Source organism: Allobosea sp. GW823-FHT01F03 (assembly GCF_058798075.1).
Genome location: NZ_CM179505.1, coordinates 4,092,963 through 4,108,131 on the forward strand (window position 1 = coordinate 4,092,963; position 15,169 = coordinate 4,108,131).

At 67.0% G+C, this 15,169-nt stretch carries 15 protein-coding genes and 1 pseudogene; 11 read left to right on the top strand and 5 right to left on the bottom strand.

Going from position 1 to position 15,169, the window contains the following annotated elements:
* Positions 1 to 22: 22 nt before the first annotated feature.
* From AC3RCC_RS19610 to AC3RCC_RS19625, 4 genes are all read right to left on the bottom strand, one after another.
* On the bottom strand, positions 23 to 517 hold the full coding sequence (locus tag AC3RCC_RS19610) for a DUF2059 domain-containing protein (protein ID WP_452119167.1): 495 nt from the start codon (positions 515 to 517) through the stop codon (positions 23 to 25).
* 181 nt (positions 518 to 698) lie between these two features.
* Positions 699 to 1,349 carry a ribose-5-phosphate isomerase RpiA gene (gene rpiA, locus AC3RCC_RS19615; protein ID WP_492258805.1) on the bottom strand — a complete coding sequence of 217 codons (651 nt, stop codon included), beginning with the start codon at positions 1,347 to 1,349 and terminating at the stop codon, positions 699 to 701.
* Between the two features lie 56 nt (positions 1,350 to 1,405).
* Positions 1,406 to 2,857, bottom strand: coding sequence for an NAD-dependent succinate-semialdehyde dehydrogenase (locus AC3RCC_RS19620; protein WP_492256316.1), 1,452 nt, complete (start codon positions 2,855 to 2,857; stop codon positions 1,406 to 1,408).
* A 132-nt stretch (positions 2,858 to 2,989) separates the two neighbouring features.
* Positions 2,990 to 3,307 carry a hypothetical protein gene (locus AC3RCC_RS19625; RefSeq protein ID WP_291640667.1) on the bottom strand — a complete coding sequence of 106 codons (318 nt, stop codon included), beginning with the start codon at positions 3,305 to 3,307 and terminating at the stop codon, positions 2,990 to 2,992.
* Between the two features lie 247 nt (positions 3,308 to 3,554).
* On the opposite strand from AC3RCC_RS19625, the gene AC3RCC_RS19630 reads away from it, so the two are divergent.
* Positions 3,555 to 4,226: an HAD family hydrolase gene (locus AC3RCC_RS19630; protein ID WP_291640663.1), complete on the top strand. Its 672-nt coding sequence runs from the start codon at positions 3,555 to 3,557 to the stop codon at positions 4,224 to 4,226.
* 141 nt (positions 4,227 to 4,367) lie between these two features.
* Positions 4,368 to 4,829, top strand: a complete 462-nt coding sequence (locus tag AC3RCC_RS19635) for a hypothetical protein (protein WP_291650363.1) — start codon at positions 4,368 to 4,370, stop codon at positions 4,827 to 4,829.
* A 156-nt stretch (positions 4,830 to 4,985) separates the two neighbouring features.
* Here the strand turns inward: AC3RCC_RS19635 and AC3RCC_RS19640 are convergent, their stop codons facing one another.
* Positions 4,986 to 5,225: a hypothetical protein gene (locus AC3RCC_RS19640; RefSeq protein WP_291640659.1), complete on the bottom strand. Its 240-nt coding sequence runs from the start codon at positions 5,223 to 5,225 to the stop codon at positions 4,986 to 4,988.
* 166 nt (positions 5,226 to 5,391) lie between these two features.
* Here AC3RCC_RS19640 and AC3RCC_RS19645 point away from each other — a divergent pair, with 166 nt between their 5' ends.
* From AC3RCC_RS19645 to AC3RCC_RS19685, 9 genes and pseudogenes are all read left to right on the top strand, one after another.
* Positions 5,392 to 6,480, top strand: a complete 1,089-nt coding sequence (locus tag AC3RCC_RS19645) for a helix-turn-helix transcriptional regulator (protein WP_492256317.1) — start codon at positions 5,392 to 5,394, stop codon at positions 6,478 to 6,480.
* A gap of 222 nt (positions 6,481 to 6,702) precedes the next feature.
* On the top strand, positions 6,703 to 6,927 hold the full coding sequence (locus AC3RCC_RS19650) for a hypothetical protein (RefSeq protein ID WP_492256318.1): 225 nt from the start codon (positions 6,703 to 6,705) through the stop codon (positions 6,925 to 6,927).
* Between the two features lie 283 nt (positions 6,928 to 7,210).
* Positions 7,211 to 7,483, top strand: a pseudogene (locus tag AC3RCC_RS19655) (hypothetical protein); the annotation flags it as partial.
* Positions 7,484 to 7,578: 95 nt separating this feature from the next.
* Positions 7,579 to 8,403 (top strand): helix-turn-helix transcriptional regulator, encoded by an 825-nt coding sequence (locus tag AC3RCC_RS19660; protein WP_492256319.1) that lies wholly within the window; start codon positions 7,579 to 7,581, stop codon positions 8,401 to 8,403.
* Positions 8,404 to 8,569: 166 nt separating this feature from the next.
* A complete protein-coding gene (locus tag AC3RCC_RS19665; protein WP_492256320.1) occupies positions 8,570 to 10,741 on the top strand; it encodes a TonB-dependent siderophore receptor in 2,172 nt (723 codons plus the stop codon).
* A gap of 11 nt (positions 10,742 to 10,752) precedes the next feature.
* Complete coding sequence (locus tag AC3RCC_RS19670; protein ID WP_492256321.1) at positions 10,753 to 11,610, top strand: alpha/beta hydrolase; 858 nt, start codon at positions 10,753 to 10,755, stop codon at positions 11,608 to 11,610.
* Entirely contained in the window at positions 11,607 to 12,743 is a 1,137-nt protein-coding gene (locus AC3RCC_RS19675) for an ABC transporter substrate-binding protein (protein ID WP_492256322.1), read from the top strand. The genes AC3RCC_RS19670 and AC3RCC_RS19675 overlap by 4 nt, the downstream gene beginning before the upstream one ends.
* A gap of 37 nt (positions 12,744 to 12,780) precedes the next feature.
* A complete protein-coding gene (locus AC3RCC_RS19680; RefSeq protein WP_492256323.1) occupies positions 12,781 to 13,893 on the top strand; it encodes a DUF2218 domain-containing protein in 1,113 nt (370 codons plus the stop codon).
* Positions 13,894 to 14,264: 371 nt separating this feature from the next.
* Positions 14,265 to 14,744 carry a DUF6790 family protein gene (locus AC3RCC_RS19685; protein WP_291640642.1) on the top strand — a complete coding sequence of 160 codons (480 nt, stop codon included), beginning with the start codon at positions 14,265 to 14,267 and terminating at the stop codon, positions 14,742 to 14,744.
* The last annotated feature ends 425 nt before the right edge of the window (positions 14,745 to 15,169 follow it).

The window sequence follows — 15,169 nt, forward strand, 5'->3', positions numbered from 1 at the left end:
TTCTGCAACGATGCTGGTTCGCTCAGAGCTGGTGGCCGCGCTTGCGCATCTCGGCATAGAAGCGGTCATAGAGCAGGTTGCTGGTCGCCACGCTCCAGGGCTGCAGCAGGGTATAGATCTCGTCGATGACCTCGGGCCGGAACGAGTTGTAGCGCTGGCCGACCGGCGAGTTGAAGAAGGCCGCGACCTCCTTGAGATCGGCCTCGGTCATCTTGCCGGCGAAAGCGCGCGCCGAGGTGTCGACGATCTCGCCGCGCTTGGCTTCGGCATCGTCCTTGAGGCTGGCAAGGACGTCTTCGATGTCCTTCTTCAGCTCGGGGCGGGTCGTGCCGACGCTCTGGCGGACGCCGGCGACGAACTCAGTGTAGATCGAATCGAAGGACTGGGCGAGCCCCGACGAGACGACGACCTCGCGAGCTGCCTTGAGATGCTCGGGGCTCGGCCCCTGCTGCGCCGAGGCAGGCGCGGCAAACAGCGCCAGCGAAAGGATCGCGCCGGCAAGGCTGTGACGGATCATGCAGGTTTCCCCTTTGTCGAAGCGCGCGCGATCAGACGCGCCGCATGCGGCGGTGCACGGACCGACACACCAGTGGCCGCTCTTAGAACATGTCCAGCCAAAGTGGAAACCACTTTTGCTGGACATGTTCGCTGCCCGGGCATTGCCGGGAAAACGGGCGCGAACGTGGCGACGAGCGGCTTCAGCCGCGCTGCGCCGCGATGTCCCCAAGTATCTGCACGCCCTCGGGCCGCGCGATGAAAGCCGCCGTCGCCAGGCCGATGAACAGGCCGCTCTCGACCACGCCCGGCACCTGATTGAGCAAAGCCGCAAGCCGCTCGGGATCGGCGATGCTGCCGAGATGGGCGTCGAGAATGAAATGGCCGCCATCGGTCAGGAGGGTCGTCCCGTCCGGCCGCTTGCGCAGCACGAGCTCGCCATTCGCGCCCGAAGCGGCGATGGCCGCCGCGACTGCCTGCCTGGTCGCCTCGAGCCCGAAGGGCACGATCTCGATCGGCAGCGGAAAGCGTCCGAGGGTTCCGACCAGCTTGCCGGCATCGGCGATCACCACCATGCGCCTCGAGGCCGCCGCGACGATCTTCTCGCGCAGCAGGGCGGCGCCGCCGCCCTTGATGAGCCGGAGCTCGGCATCGACCTCATCGGCGCCGTCGATGGTCAGGTCGAGTTCCGGCGTCAGATCGAGGGTCGACATCGGAATGCCGAGGCTCTCGGCCTGCGCCTGGGTCGCTTCCGAGGTCGCGACGCAGATGACCTGCAGGCCCTGCGCGACCCTGGCGCCGAGGCCGTCGACGAAGAGCTTCGCAGTCGAGCCGGTGCCGAGGCCGAGCCGCATGCCGGGCGCGACCAGCGCGAGGGCCGCGTCGGCCGCCGCCTTCTTCAGAGCGTCGCTCACGCGCCGAGCCCTCCCATCAGCATGTACTTGATCTCGACGAACTCATCGATGCCGTGCAGCGAGCCCTCGCGGCCGAGGCCGGATTCCTTGACGCCGCCGAAGGGGGCGACCTCGGTGCCGAGCATCGCCGAATTGATGCCGACCATGCCGTATTCGAGCTCCTCGGCGACGCGGAAGGCGCGGCCGAGATCCCGGGTGTAGAAATAGGCGGCCAGGCCGAAGGGCGTGTCGTTGGCGAGCGCGACGACCTCGTCCTCGTTCTTGAAGCTGTAGACCGGTGCGACCGGGCCGAAGGTCTCCTCGCGCGTCACCAGCATCCTGGTGGTCACGCCCGACAGCACGGTCGGCTCGTAGAAGCTGCGGCCGAGCGCATGGCGCTTGCCGCCGGTCACGACCCTGGCCCCGCCCGCCACCGCGTCGGCGACGTGGCGCTCGACCTTCTCGACCGCGCGCGCATTGATCAGCGGCCCCTGGACGACGCCGACCTCGACGCCGTTGCCGACCTTCATCTTGGCGACCTCGCCGGCGAACTTCGCCACGAACGCGTCATGGATGCCCTCCTGCACGAAGAGCCGGTTGGTGCAGACGCAGGTCTGGCCCATATTGCGGAACTTGGCGGCGAGCGCGCCGGCCACCGCCGCATCGAGATCGGCATCGTCGAAGACGATGAAGGGCGCATTGCCGCCAAGCTCGAGCCCGACCTTCTTCACGGTCGAGGCCGCCTGCTGCATCAGGAGCTTGCCGACCGGGGTCGAGCCGGTGAAGCCGATGAAGCGCACCGCCGGATGGGAGGTCATCACGCCGCCGATCGCCACAGCATCACCGGTTACGACGTTGATCACGCCCTTGGGGAAGCCGGCGCGCTCGGCGAGCTCGACCAGTGCCAGCGCAGTCAGCGGGGTGTCCGGCGCCGGCTTGACCACGAAGGTGCAGCCCGCCGCGAGGCCGGGCGCGCATTTGCGGGTGATCATCGCCGCCGGGAAGTTCCAGGGCGTGATCGCAGCGCAGACGCCGACCGGCTGCTTCTGCACGATGATCCGCGAATTCGGGAAGGGCGAGGGAATCGTCTCGCCATAGATGCGCTTGGCTTCCTCGGCGTAGAACTCGACGAAGGAGGCGGCATAGGCGACCTCGCCGCGCGCCTCGGACAGGGGCTTGCCCTGCTCGGCCGTCATGATCTGCGCCAGATCCTCCTGGTTCGCCATGATCAGCTCGAACCATTTGCGCAGGATCGCCGAACGCCCCTTGGCCGACTTCTTCGCCCAGGGCTTGAAGGCGCGTGCCGCAGCCTCGACCGCGGCGGTCGTCTCATCGGCGCCGAAGCGCGGCACTTTCGCGAGAACCTCGCCGGTCGCCGGATTGTCGACGACATCGGCGCCTTCGCCGATCCAGGCACCGTCGACATAGCACTGCGAGCGAAGGAGCGACGGGTCGTTGAGCTTGAGCATGGCAGGCCTCGGACATTGCGGAGGGAATGCCCGGCGCTCTAGCATGCGGGCACCGGGCTTGCCGACAGCAAAACGGCCGCATCAGACGCATGGGTGCCCGGCAGAAGCCGTCCAGCCGGGCCGAAATGCCCGCTATTTCGCCTGCGGCGTGCAGACCACCTTGTCGTCGAAGACGTAGCAGATGCTCATCTCGCCGGTTCGGACGTTCGCCCGGAAAATGCCGCCTTCGCGCTCATGCCGCGAGGGCACGAGAACATAGTCGCTCGGCGGCTGAGGGCCCGCCCCCTCGCCGGCCGGGAAGCAGGCGGTGACGCCGATCCCGCCCTCCTTCAGCTGGAACTGGCAGGCGCCGACCTCGCCGGTCGCCTTGTCGACCCGGTAGACGCGGTTGAGATCGGTCTGCGGCGCCGGGGCGAACTCGAAGGGGGCGGCGAAGGCGGGAGCCGCCAGAAACGCCGCCGCGCAGCAGGCGAGCGGGAGCGCTCGGCCAAGCCTGCGCTTCGGATTTTCCGAGATATTCGACACCACTGCGACCCTTCCGACGATTCGCCCGCAGACTATCATGCTGGCCAGCCGGGATGAGCCTGCCAATTTGCCGGGCACGCCAATGTGAGCAGAAGAGGCCCGGTGTCGGCCTGCCCTTGCCAAGCCGCAGCCGAAGGCCTTTAAGCCGAGCAACGCAGCCACAGAGATCGCCATGTCCCTGCCTCCCATCGTCGTTTTCGACCTCGACGGCACGCTCGCCGAAACCGCCCCCGACATCATGCGCACGCTCAACGTCATCCTCGAACGCGAGGGATTGCCGGCGCTGCCCGTCGAGCGGGCCCGCGAACTGGTCGGCGCCGGGGCGCGCGCCTTGCTCGAGCGCGGCTTCAAGGTCAGCGGCCGCCCGCTCGGACCAGAGAAGCTCGAAGTGCTGTTCGAGGATTTCCTCTCGATCTACGCCGAGGCGGTCGCGCCCAACAGCTTCCTGCATGACGGCGTCATCGGCGCGCTCGACACGCTCGCCGCGGAAGGCTTCGTCTTCGGCGTCTGCACCAACAAGCCGATCCTGCACACGCGGCTGATCCTCGACCATTTTGCGATCACCGACCGTTTCGCCGCGATCGCCGGGCGCGACAGCTTCCCCTTCTTCAAGCCCGATCCGCGCCATCTCACGCAGACCGTGGCCCAGGCCGGCGCCGACCCCGCCCGGGCGGTGATGATCGGCGATTCCCGCACCGACATCGACACCGCCCGGGCCGCCGGGCTGCCGGTGATCTGCGTACCCTTCGGCTATACCGACGTGCCGATCGAGAGCCTCGGCCCCGACCGCGTGATCCAGCATTTCGACGCGCTGCCCGACGCCGTGCGCCAGGTGCTCAGCTAATCTCCCACCCCGGCACGTCCGATGGCGCGGCCACTGTCGGAAACCGACTGCTAACCATCTGGATTGGCTGAGGAATGCTCGCTCTAGACGCCCTCGGGGCGCTCGGGCAGGATCCCGGGCGCTACGGGGGATGCGTCTAAAATGAGAATTGCCTTTGTCCTGGTCGCGGCCGCCCTGGCCGGCTGCGCGAGCGCGCAGGCGACACGCACCTCACAGAACACGCTCCAGATCGATGCCGGCGCGGCGCCCGAATGCGGCGCGCAGGGCGCCGCCCGCGTGGCTGCCAAAAGCGCGGCGATCGAGACGCTGCGCGCCGGCTATGACCGCTACATCATCACCGGCGGTCAATCGCAGAACAATGTCTCGACGACGCGCATGCCGGGGCGCTTCCAGACGACCGGCGCCATGTCCGGCGGCGTCTATCGCACGACGACGACCTATGTGCCGGGGCCGACGGTCACGACCGGCTCGCATGACCGGTCGCTGAGCGTCGTCATGTTCCGGGAGGGCGAACCCGGCGCCGAGGAGGCCGTCGACGCCCGCGAGGCCCTCGGTCCCGAATGGCAGGATCTCGTCAAGAGCGGCATTCGGAGCTGTCTCTAGGCCCAGCTGGGTCGCCGCGCGTCCGTTCGGACGCGGTCACGGCGATCTATCTCTTTGTTATCGCATTGGGGTTTCCCGAAAAGTGGATCCCACTTTTCGGTCCAATACTATAGCAGCCGGAATCCAGCCGCGATCTCCCATCAGCCTGTAGCGCCGCTATCGCTGCACGGCGGGATCGCCATGCGACAGCGCGCTGCAGAAGTGCTGCTGCGGGCCTTCGGGCCAGACGCTCTCGTCGTCGAACGCCCGGCCCTCACCCTGCTCCCAATCGTGAAGCGCCTGCTCCAGCGCCTGCATCTCGCGATGCTCCGGACTTCCCTCGGGAAAGCCCGACAGTTCCTGAAGGCGGTGCATTGCCCGCTCGAATTGTGGGTAGCCCTTGATCCGCGTGGCCATCGCCAAGCCTCCTTGCGCAAGTCTCCGTGCGCCAAGCCCCTGCTTGTCAGGAGATCTACGCCGGGCGGCGAAATCGGTTCCGAACGCAGTTGACCTTTCCTGTGTCCCGTCACGATGGTGAACGCACCACTTCCCCGATTTCGTCATGGGGCGACGAGGCCTATGCATGCCAGCGATGGATGAGTTCACCGACGCCGTGGCGATGCTCTACGAAGCAGCCGCGGTGCCCGAGGTCTGGCCCGACGCGATAGCAAGACTGGCGGAGATCGCCGGCTGTACGGGAGGGCTGCTGTTCGCCCACACGGACCAAGGCACAAATTGGGTCGCCAGCAAGACATTCGCGCCGGTTTTCGAGCGCTTCCTGGCACAGGGCTGGATGGAGCGGAACGCCCGCATGGCCGGTCTGCTGGCGCATGGAGGCTCCGGCTTCGTGACCGACCTCGATCTCTTCAGCCCCGAGGAGTTGGAACAGGTTCCGCTCTACACCGACTTCATGCGCCCCGAAGGCTATGGCTGGGGCACTGCAACGCATGTGCGCGCCGCTTCCGGCGAGAACATCGTCTTCACCCTGGAACGGAAGTTCGAACTCGGCCCGGTTGCGCGGCGCGAGGTCGAGATCCTCGACGGCATCCGTCCGCATCTGGCGCGGGCGGCGGTCCTTGCCAGCAAGCTCCAGATGCAGCGGGCGCAGGCCAGCCTTGCTGCCTTCGAACAGGCCGGATCGCCGGCAGCGCTGATCGACGGGGCCGGCAGGGTGACGGCGGCCAATCCACGCTTCGAAAGGCTGCTCGGCCAGATCATTATCCGAGCGCGCGACAAGATCGCGCTCGACGACACCCGCGCCAATGCGCTGCTGCAGAAAGCGCTGTCGGAGCTGGGGCAGGACCACCTCGGCGACACGCGCTCGATCGCCGTTCCACGCCGGGACGACCGGGCCGCCTTCATCCTCCACGTGCTGCCGATCCGACGCCAGGCCCGCGACATCTTCGCGCGGGCGCAGGCGATGCTCGTCGTCACGAGCTCGGACCGGCGCCTGAGGATCGAGACTTCACTGCTTTGCGAACTCTACGATCTGACGCGCGCAGAGGCTAACGTGGCGAGGAAGCTTCTCGAAGGTCTTTCCGTCGACGAGATCGCCACCGCGCACCAGGTGGGACGGGAGACGATCCGCTCGCAGCTCAAGCGTGTCCTGTCGAAGACCGGCTCGCAATCGCAAGCGGACTTCATCCGCCGGCTGGCGCCCCTGGCGTTATGAGACCCGCAGAGCAGAACCCGAGCGCCGATCATCGCCGACCCGGCCGGCGCGAATCGGGTTCGGATGTGCTCTTCCGCACGGCCGCGACGCTGCCGGCTCCGGTCCCGCACCCGGTCTGGACGATCATGAAAACCTGAGTCAGAACGCGTCTTGCCGATCGAATCGTTATATGCATCATCGTATTTGCCTAAAAATACGGCATATTCTCCGAGAGGTACTGCCTTGATCGTTCAGTCCGGAGACAGAAAGTTCGCTTGTGACGGCTGTGGCGCCGCCATCCTCGATATCCCGGAATGGACTGACGATCGGACCTTGCTCAGCTGCCAGGGATGCGGAAAACCGGTCGGAACGATCAGGCACATTCTCGGCGTGCTTCAGGCGGCCCTGGTGGACAATGAGAACGAGCCTGCCGATGCGGAGCAAGGCGAGAATATCCGCCGGCCGTGATCCCTGGGTCTGACGATCTTTATGACCTGACGGTCGACCGGTGTTCCGGAAGCCTCTGGCGTAAAATGGCGCTCGACGCCGCCCCTTTATGAGGACCGGAGCGCGGCTCTCCATATTGGCCAACGGCGCTGCCAAAAGGCCGGATATGTTTTTGCAGGCTGCTCAGACCAGCTGACACGAGCCTCTTGCGGACGAGGCGGGCCATACGTTTCTCCCACCCGAGCGATGCACTTTCATGGCGGAGACGTCGATGAGCACCTCAGTCGGCGAATGCCGCTGCCAACTGGCACTTCTCGCCTTCGCCCGGCTGCTCGGCAAGGACGGCCAGCCGGCCCCGGTCATCCTGGCCGACGTGCTGGTCTACTCCGACGACTACCGCATCGAGCGGCATGTTCGATGCCCTGCGCCGGCAGGCCAGCGACCAGCAGATCATCTTCTTCTCCTGCCGCCAGCGCGCCTTCTCGCAGCGCGGCGGCAGATGCTGCGGATGACGCCCTGGAGCCAGACGGCTGACGCCTCACGCATCGACAAACTTGGAACTCATATAAACTACTGATTTATTTTACTTTTTGTCTCACGCCCGGTATCACGACGCGATCTCCCGAGGTCGCGATGCCATCTGGTCCCGTTCCCGCACATTCGTCAGGCGAAATGCTGAAGCTGTTCTCGGGCAGCCTCTCGCTCTCTGCCGGAACGTTCTTCATCGCCGAAGGAGAAAGCGTCACCGGTCCGATGCGGCCCGGACTCAAGGTCGGCGTGATGCTGGACGGGCGCCAGATGCTGGAGCTCGACGACCGGCCGCCGGTGATGATCGAAGGCCCGGCACTGCTCGTGGCCGCCAATGGCGGCGAGCACATCCAGCAACGCACCGGCTTGGCGGGCGGAGCGGTGCGCTGCGCGCTGATGCAATTCGAGCTCGACTTCGTGGCGCAGGAATTCGGCGCCGAACTCTCCCGGCTGCTGCTGGTCTCGGGACCCGACGATCCCGGGCTCTGGGTCCACCCGGCGAGCGCCGAACTGCGTTCTCTGGCCCTCCAGATGGCCGAATGCCGCGTCGCCGCTTCGCTGCGCAGCTTCTATCTCGCCGGCAAGGCGCTGGAGCTTGGAGCACTCGCCCTCAACGAGATCATCGGCGAGCGGCCGGTGCGGCCGGCGAAGCTCGATGCGCGCACCCGTGACCAGATCCAGGCCGTGCGCGAGATCCTGGAGGAGTCGGTGCAGAATCCGCCGAGCCTCTCGGAGCTGGCGCGCCGCACCGGCCTTAATCCGAGCAAGCTGACCTCGGCCTTCCGCGCCCAGTTCGGCACCAGCGTCTTCGGCTACCTCCAAGAATATCGGCTGCAGCAGGCCCACGCCATGATCGCCAGCGGCGAGGCCAGCGTCGCCGTCGCCGCCTTCCGCGTCGGCTACAGTCCGGCGCATTTCTCGAGCGCCTTCCGCAAGCGTTTCGGCATTCCGCCGAGTGCGTTGCGTTGATCGCGACTGGTCCAGTGCAGGCTATTCTCTCGTTGAAGCAGTTCGAAACTGCAGCGAAAGAATTACTGCCGCGATCGAAAGCCGACTTCGTTGCCCCCGGGGCGCCGTTCCTGAAACAACCCGCCTGGGTAGTCCACCGCGAGGTGGTGGGGCAAAGGTCGGGTTCATGAACTTCATCATCGGCAATCGCGCTGTGGCCAAGGCCTCGGTCGCGCTCGCGGCAATCATCGTCGGCTGGTCGGACTCGGGGCACGCTCAGAGCGAGCCCGCGATCGGCCTCGACACGATCGAGGTGCAGGGCGAGCGGGCGAACGGGCCGGTCGACGGCTATGTCGCGCGGCGCAGCGCGACCGCGACCAAGACAGACACGCCGCTGATCGAGACGCCGCAATCGATCACGGTCGTGCCGCGTGCCCAAATGGACGACCAGGGCGTGCAGAGCGTCAGTCAGGCGCTCCGCTACAGCGCAAGCGTTCTGGGCGAAACCCGACTCTCCTCAGGGCGTTACGACAGCGTCTTCATCCGCGGTTTCGGCGGCGCCGGCAGCGGCGCCGGCTTCATCAACAATCTCGACGGCCTGCGCCTGCAGCGCGGCGTCAACTTCCTCGTGCCGATCGCCGAGCCCTGGGGGCTGGAGCGCGTCGAGGTCCTGCGCGGGCCATCCTCCGTCACCTTCGGCCAGGTCAAGCCCGGCGGCCTGATCAACATGGTCAGCAAGCGCCCGCAGGAGCAGGCGCATGGCGAGGTCCAGCTGGTGCTCGGCAGCTATGATCGCCGCCAGCTCGCCTTCGACATCGGCGGGCCGGTAGCGCCTGACAAGACGATCCTCTATCGCCTCGTCGGGCTCGGACGCGCCGCCGACACGCAGGTCGACTTCACAAAAGAGGAGCGGCTCTACATCGCGCCCTCGCTGACCTTCCAGCCGAATGCGGCGACGAGCCTGACGCTGCTGACCTCGTTCCAGCGCGACCCCGAGACCGGCTTCTACGGCTTCATTCCGTCCGTCGGCACCGCGTTGCCGAACCGGAACGGCCGCATCCGCAGCAATCTCTTCCCGGGCGAGCCAAATTATGAGGGCTATAGCCGCAACGCGCTCAACCTCGGCTACGCCTTCGAGCATCGCTTCAACGACGTCTTCACCTTCCGCCAGAACCTGCGCTACAGCGACCTCGAATCGCGCAACCGGACGGTCGCTGTCGCCTCGCTCGCAGCCAACCAGCGCACGCTCAACCGGCGCGTCACCGCCTCGAACGAAACGGCCCAGACCTTCGGGGTCGACAACCAGCTCCAGGCCGATTTCCGGACCGGGCCGCTGACGCACAAGCTCCTGTTCGGTGTCGACGGTTACTGGGCCGACGGCACGGCCTTCACCGGTGCCGGCGGCACGGTGCAGCCGCTCGATGCCTTCTTCCCGGTCTATGGCCGCCGGCCCTTTGCGGTCCCCGCCACCCCCGGCACGACGCAGCTCTCCGAGCAGTACGGCGTCTATCTGCAGGACCAGATCAAGCTCGACCGGCTCTCGCTGCTGGTCGGCGGCCGCTTCGACCGCGCCATGGCCCGGACGCGTGCCATGACCAACGGCGCCCTGACCAAGCAGGACGACACCGCCAATACCGGGCGCGTCGCGCTGATGTACAATTTCGACAACGGCTTTGCGCCTTATGCGAGCTACTCGACCTCATTCGAGCCGGTGGCTGGAACGAGCTTCGGCGGCAGCCCGTTCAAGCCGACAGAAGGCGAGCAGTTCGAAGTCGGCCTGAAATACGAGCCGCCCGGCTACAACGCCTTCTTCCAGGCGGCGCTCTACGACCTGACGCAGACCAATGTGCCGACCGCCGATCTGAACAATGTCGGCTTCCAGATCCAGACCGGCGAAATCCGGGCCCGCGGCTTCGAATTCGAGGCGCGCGCCACAGTTCTGGAGAATCTCGATCTCGTCGCCGCCTATGCCTATACCGACGCCGAGGTGACCAAGAGCAACGGTGCCGATCTCGGCAAGCGGCCGCCCGTCGTGCCGCGCCACATGGCCTCGCTCTGGGCGCACTACACTTTCAGGACCGGCCTGTTCTCCGGTCTCGGGCTCGGCGCCGGCGTGCGCTATGTCGGCAAGGGTGCGGGCGACCCCGGCAACACCTTCTTCACCGACGACTACGCCTTGGTCGATGCGGCGATCAGCTATGATCTCAGCGCCGCCAATGCCGCGATGAAGGGCTGGAAGGTTCAGGTCAACGCCCAGAACCTGTTCGACAAGGAGTATGTCGCCGGCTGCTACGGCGCCGTGCAGTGCTCCTTCGGCCTGCGCCGGACGGTGCTGGCGACGCTGTCCTATCGCTGGTGAGGACGGACGGCGTGCGCACGACATCCGCCAGCAACAGGCCGGGCGAGTTCTCGCCCGGCGTCGCGGTCGCGCTGCCGCATGCGCGCCAGTTCGATATCCGCTCGGCGCAGGGCCAGCCCTATCGCCTGCTGGTCGCAGTGCCTCCCGAGGCGCCACCTGCCGCTGGCTTTCCGGTCCTGGTGCTGGTCGATGGCGACGCGCTGTTCGCGACGGCGCTGACCGCCGCCCGCCTGCAGGGGGGCCGGCCCGAGGTGAGCGGCGTTTGCCCGGCGGTGATCGTCGGGATCGGCTATCCCGGCGCAGCCCCGTTCGATGCCGAGCGGCGGCGGCAGGACCTGCTGCCGGACGGTGGCGGTGCCGACCGGTTCCTCGACCTGATCGAGACGCAGTTGCTCCCGATGGTGGCAGATCTCGCGCCGATCGACCGGGCACGACTCGCGCTCGCCGGCCATTCCTTCGGCGGGCTTTTCACCCTGCACGCCCTGTTCAACAGACCGGGGCTGTTCCGCAGCCTCGTCGCGGGCAGCCCTTCGATCTGGTGGAACGAGCGCGCCATCCTCGCCACGCGGGCGCAGTTCCTGCGCAGCCCGGCGCCGATCATGCGGCCAAGGCTGCTGATCACCGTCGGTGGCGAAGAACAGAAGACCGATCCGCTCCGCTTCCCCGAACGCGCGACCCGCCTCGAGAAGGCCCGCATGCTCGACAATGCCGCCGAGATGGCAAGCAGCCTCGCCGCCTCCGGTCACCTCGACTGCGAGCATGTCGTCTTCGCCGGCGAGAACCATGTTTCCGTCATTCCCGCCATGCTCTCGCGCGCCGTGGCCTTCACGCTCGCCGAGGCACCCGTTCAGGGGGATAGCGCCCGATGATCGTCCGGCTGAAGCGGATCGCGACGAAGCTGATCCCAATTCTTCTTGCCCTTGGAATACTCGCCGTCCCGGCGGCGGCCGAGCCGGTCACCGTCACCGACCTCGCCGGACGTATGGTGACGCTGCCAGGGCCGGCGAAGCGAATCGTGCTGGCCCAGGGGCGCCAGCTCAACGGGCTCGGCCTCCTGCATCCCGACCCGATCAGCCTGCTCGCCGGCTGGGGCAGCGACCATAAGCGCCAGAACCCCGACGCCTATGCCCGCTACGCCGCCAAGTTCCCGGCGATCGAGACCGTGCCGACGGTCGGCGATGGCGGTACGCAGGACGGCTTCTCATTCGAGAAAGCCGTCTCGCTGGCGCCGGACCTCGTGATCCTCAGCCAATCGCTCGCCGGAACGCGGCGCGGCCAGGGCGATCTCGTCGCGCGTTTCGAGGCGGCCGGCATCACGGTCGCCGTGGTCGACTTCTACCTGCAGCCGCTGCGCGACACGGTGCCGAGCCTGCGCGTGCTCGGCAAGCTGATCGGCCGCGAGGAGCAGGCCGAGGCCTATATCCGCTTCTACGAGGCGCGGCGCGCCGTGCTCGCCAGCCGCGTACGCGATGCCGAACGGCCGAGCGTCTTCATGCATGCGCATGCCGGCGGCTTCGACTGCTGCCAGTCGCCCGGCAAAGGCACTTTCGACGAGTTCATCACGCTGGCCGGCGGCCGCAACATCGCAGCTTCCATCCTGCCCGGCGCGACCGGCCAGATCAGCCTCGAGCAATTGCTGGCCGCCGACCCTGCGATCTATGTCGCGACGGGCGGCGTGCATCTCGCCCGGCGCGGCGGCCTCGTGCTCGGGCTCGGCATTTCGCCGGAGGAAGGCCTGCGCAGCTTCGCCACCCTACTCGCCAGCCCTGGCATCAGCGCGCTCAGTGCCGTGCGCAACGGCCGGGCCTATGGGCTTTGGCAGCTCTTCAACGACACCCCGCTGCACATCGTGGCGATCGAGGCGCTGGCGAAGTGGATCCATCCCGAGCGCTTCGCCGATCTCGACCCGCAGGCGACGCTGAAAGAGATCTCGACGCGGTTCTCGGCGATCCCGCTCGAGGGCACGCTCTGGATCGACGAGACCGCCAGAGGCCGGCGCTGAAAAGCCAGCGGCGCACGAGCAGAAAGGCTTTCCGATCATGACGGTTCTTTGCGCCGAGGCGCGTTTCAGCCTCGCCGACCCGGCCGCGCTGCTGCGCGCGCTCTGCGAGCATCTCGTCGAGCACCATGCAACGGTGAGCGAGCGGGAGGGCGCGACACTGATCGTGCTCGACGGCAGTAAGGCTGTGCTGCGTCTGGCGAAGCAGGAACTCCTGGCGCGCGTCGAGGCACCGAACCTCGCCGGACTGCAGGCAATGAAGCTCGCGATCGCGAGCCATGTCGTCGAGCTCGCGCCTGCCGGCAGCGCGCCCGCCATCGGTTGGCAAGGTGATGGCAGCGGTCCCTCGCTCCTGCCCGATTTCAGGGTGTTGACCGTCACCGACACCGAAACGCTGACCCCGCATATGCGCCGCATCCGCTTCCACGGCGAGGATCTGGCGCGCTTCGACACGCTGGAAGCGCTGCATGTGCGCCTGTTCATCCCGCCGGCGGGCCTTGCCGAGCCGGTCTGGCCGATGCTGAGCGAGGACGGGCTGATCACCCAGCCTCCGGCCGAGCAGCGCCCGGCCGTCCGCAAATACACGATCCGCGAGATCGACGTCGCCGCGGGCACGCTCGCCATAGACTTCGTTCTGCACGGCGATACGGGTCCCGGCTCGGCCTTTGCCGAGCGCGCCCGGACCGGCGACCGGATCGGCATGGCCGGCCCCGGCGGGCGCGGACTGCGCGATGCCGAGCGCTACCTCTTCCTCGCCGACGAGACCGGCCTGCCGGCCGTTGCTCGCATGCTGGCGAACCTGCCCGGCGCTGCGCGAGGGCTCGCTATGATCGAAGTCGCAGACGCGCAGGAGGAGCAGGTGCTGCAGGCCCCGGCCGGCGTCACGGTGCGCTGGCTGCATCGCGACCAGGCTGAGAGCGATGCCGCTCCACAGTTGCTGGCGGCATTCGAGGCGCTCGACTGGGAGCAGGACGGTCCCAGCCTCTATGTCTGGGCCGCGATGGAACACGAGGCGTTCCGGCAGCTGCGTAGCGCGACGCGCCAGCGTTTGCGCCCGGACCTCGACCAGCACCTGATCGTCAGCTACTGGCGCAACGGCCTCTCCGAGGAGCAGCACGCCCTCGAGAAAAAGGCCGCCGCCCGCGCCGGCTGAAGGGCCGCGCCGGCGGAAGACTTGCGACACCAGTCACTCGTGCCTTCGATAGCGGCGAGAGCAGGACCACGGCCGAACAAGCGAGGCATTGCCCCGAATCGACTCCCGATCAGGTGATAGCGGGCCGTGGGCAGATCGCACGGGCTGTGCGGCAGCTATCGGCGCAGCATCCCGGGCTCGCCCCGTGAGCGCGACCGCGCGTCCGGCTCAACGCTTATCGAATGGGGTCTTGCCGGATCGCGCCGGTATTGCGGGGCGAGCGCCAAGGCGACTGCCGCGCCGACAGGGTCCGCGAAACGCAGGGATAGGCCTCTCGTCAGGACTCAGATACTGCTGCCCTCCGTAACGTCACATGGGGCGCCGCGCGAAATATGGAAGCGTTGATCAGGGCAATACTGGGCAACCTCGTCCCGATTCTATTCGTCCTTTCGTTCGTCGTTGCCGCCTTCGCAGGCAAGCCGGCGCGATATGAGGCCCGGCTGCTCGACTGGCTGCTGCTTCTGTTTCTGGGGATTGGCAGCACGTGGTCCGGCATCTTCCACGTTTTCTTTCCCGGCATCGCTTCTGCTTCGATCGGCTGGGCACCAAGCCCCTTCGAGACCGAAATCGGCATTGCCGACATCGCAATGGGTGTCATGGCCTTCGTGGCGTCCTGGCGAACCTTGGATTTCAAGGCCGCCGTCATCGTCTACGTGGTGATATTCCACCTGGGCGTGACGATCGTGCACGTCCACGACGCCGTGGTGGGCGGCAATGTCGCAGCCAACAACTTTGGCCTCCTGCTGATCAGCACGATCGTGAGTGCTTTCCTCCTGCCCTGGCTCTATTTCAGGGTGCGGCGAAGCGCGTAAAGTCCTTGCAGGCCCTGAAAGGGGTTGAGACTAGGTTCAGCGAATTGGAGTTCGAATGCATCGGCGCCTGTTTATGACGGTCCTCCTCGGGGGCGGCCTTGCGGTGGCAACAAACCGATCGGCAGCCGGCGAGTTGCCGGCGGATATTGCAAAGACGCTCGACGAGATGCCGGCCGAGTTCATGCAGGGCCCGCCGCAGCCGAGGCAACCCGGATCTCCGCCGGCCCTCGGATCGCAAGGCCCGACGCGGCGCGTCCACAGCTGGCGAGCACGCAGACGCCGCCCTTTGCCTCCTCCGCCCCGGCATCGGCGTAGATCCACAACGCCGAACTGACTTTACCAGGCCACCGCCTGTCTTCTTTTCTGCCGTCATCAGGCGCCGGTTCGGACAGCGCGCCTGATGCGCTCGTCGCTTTGTTTTTCAG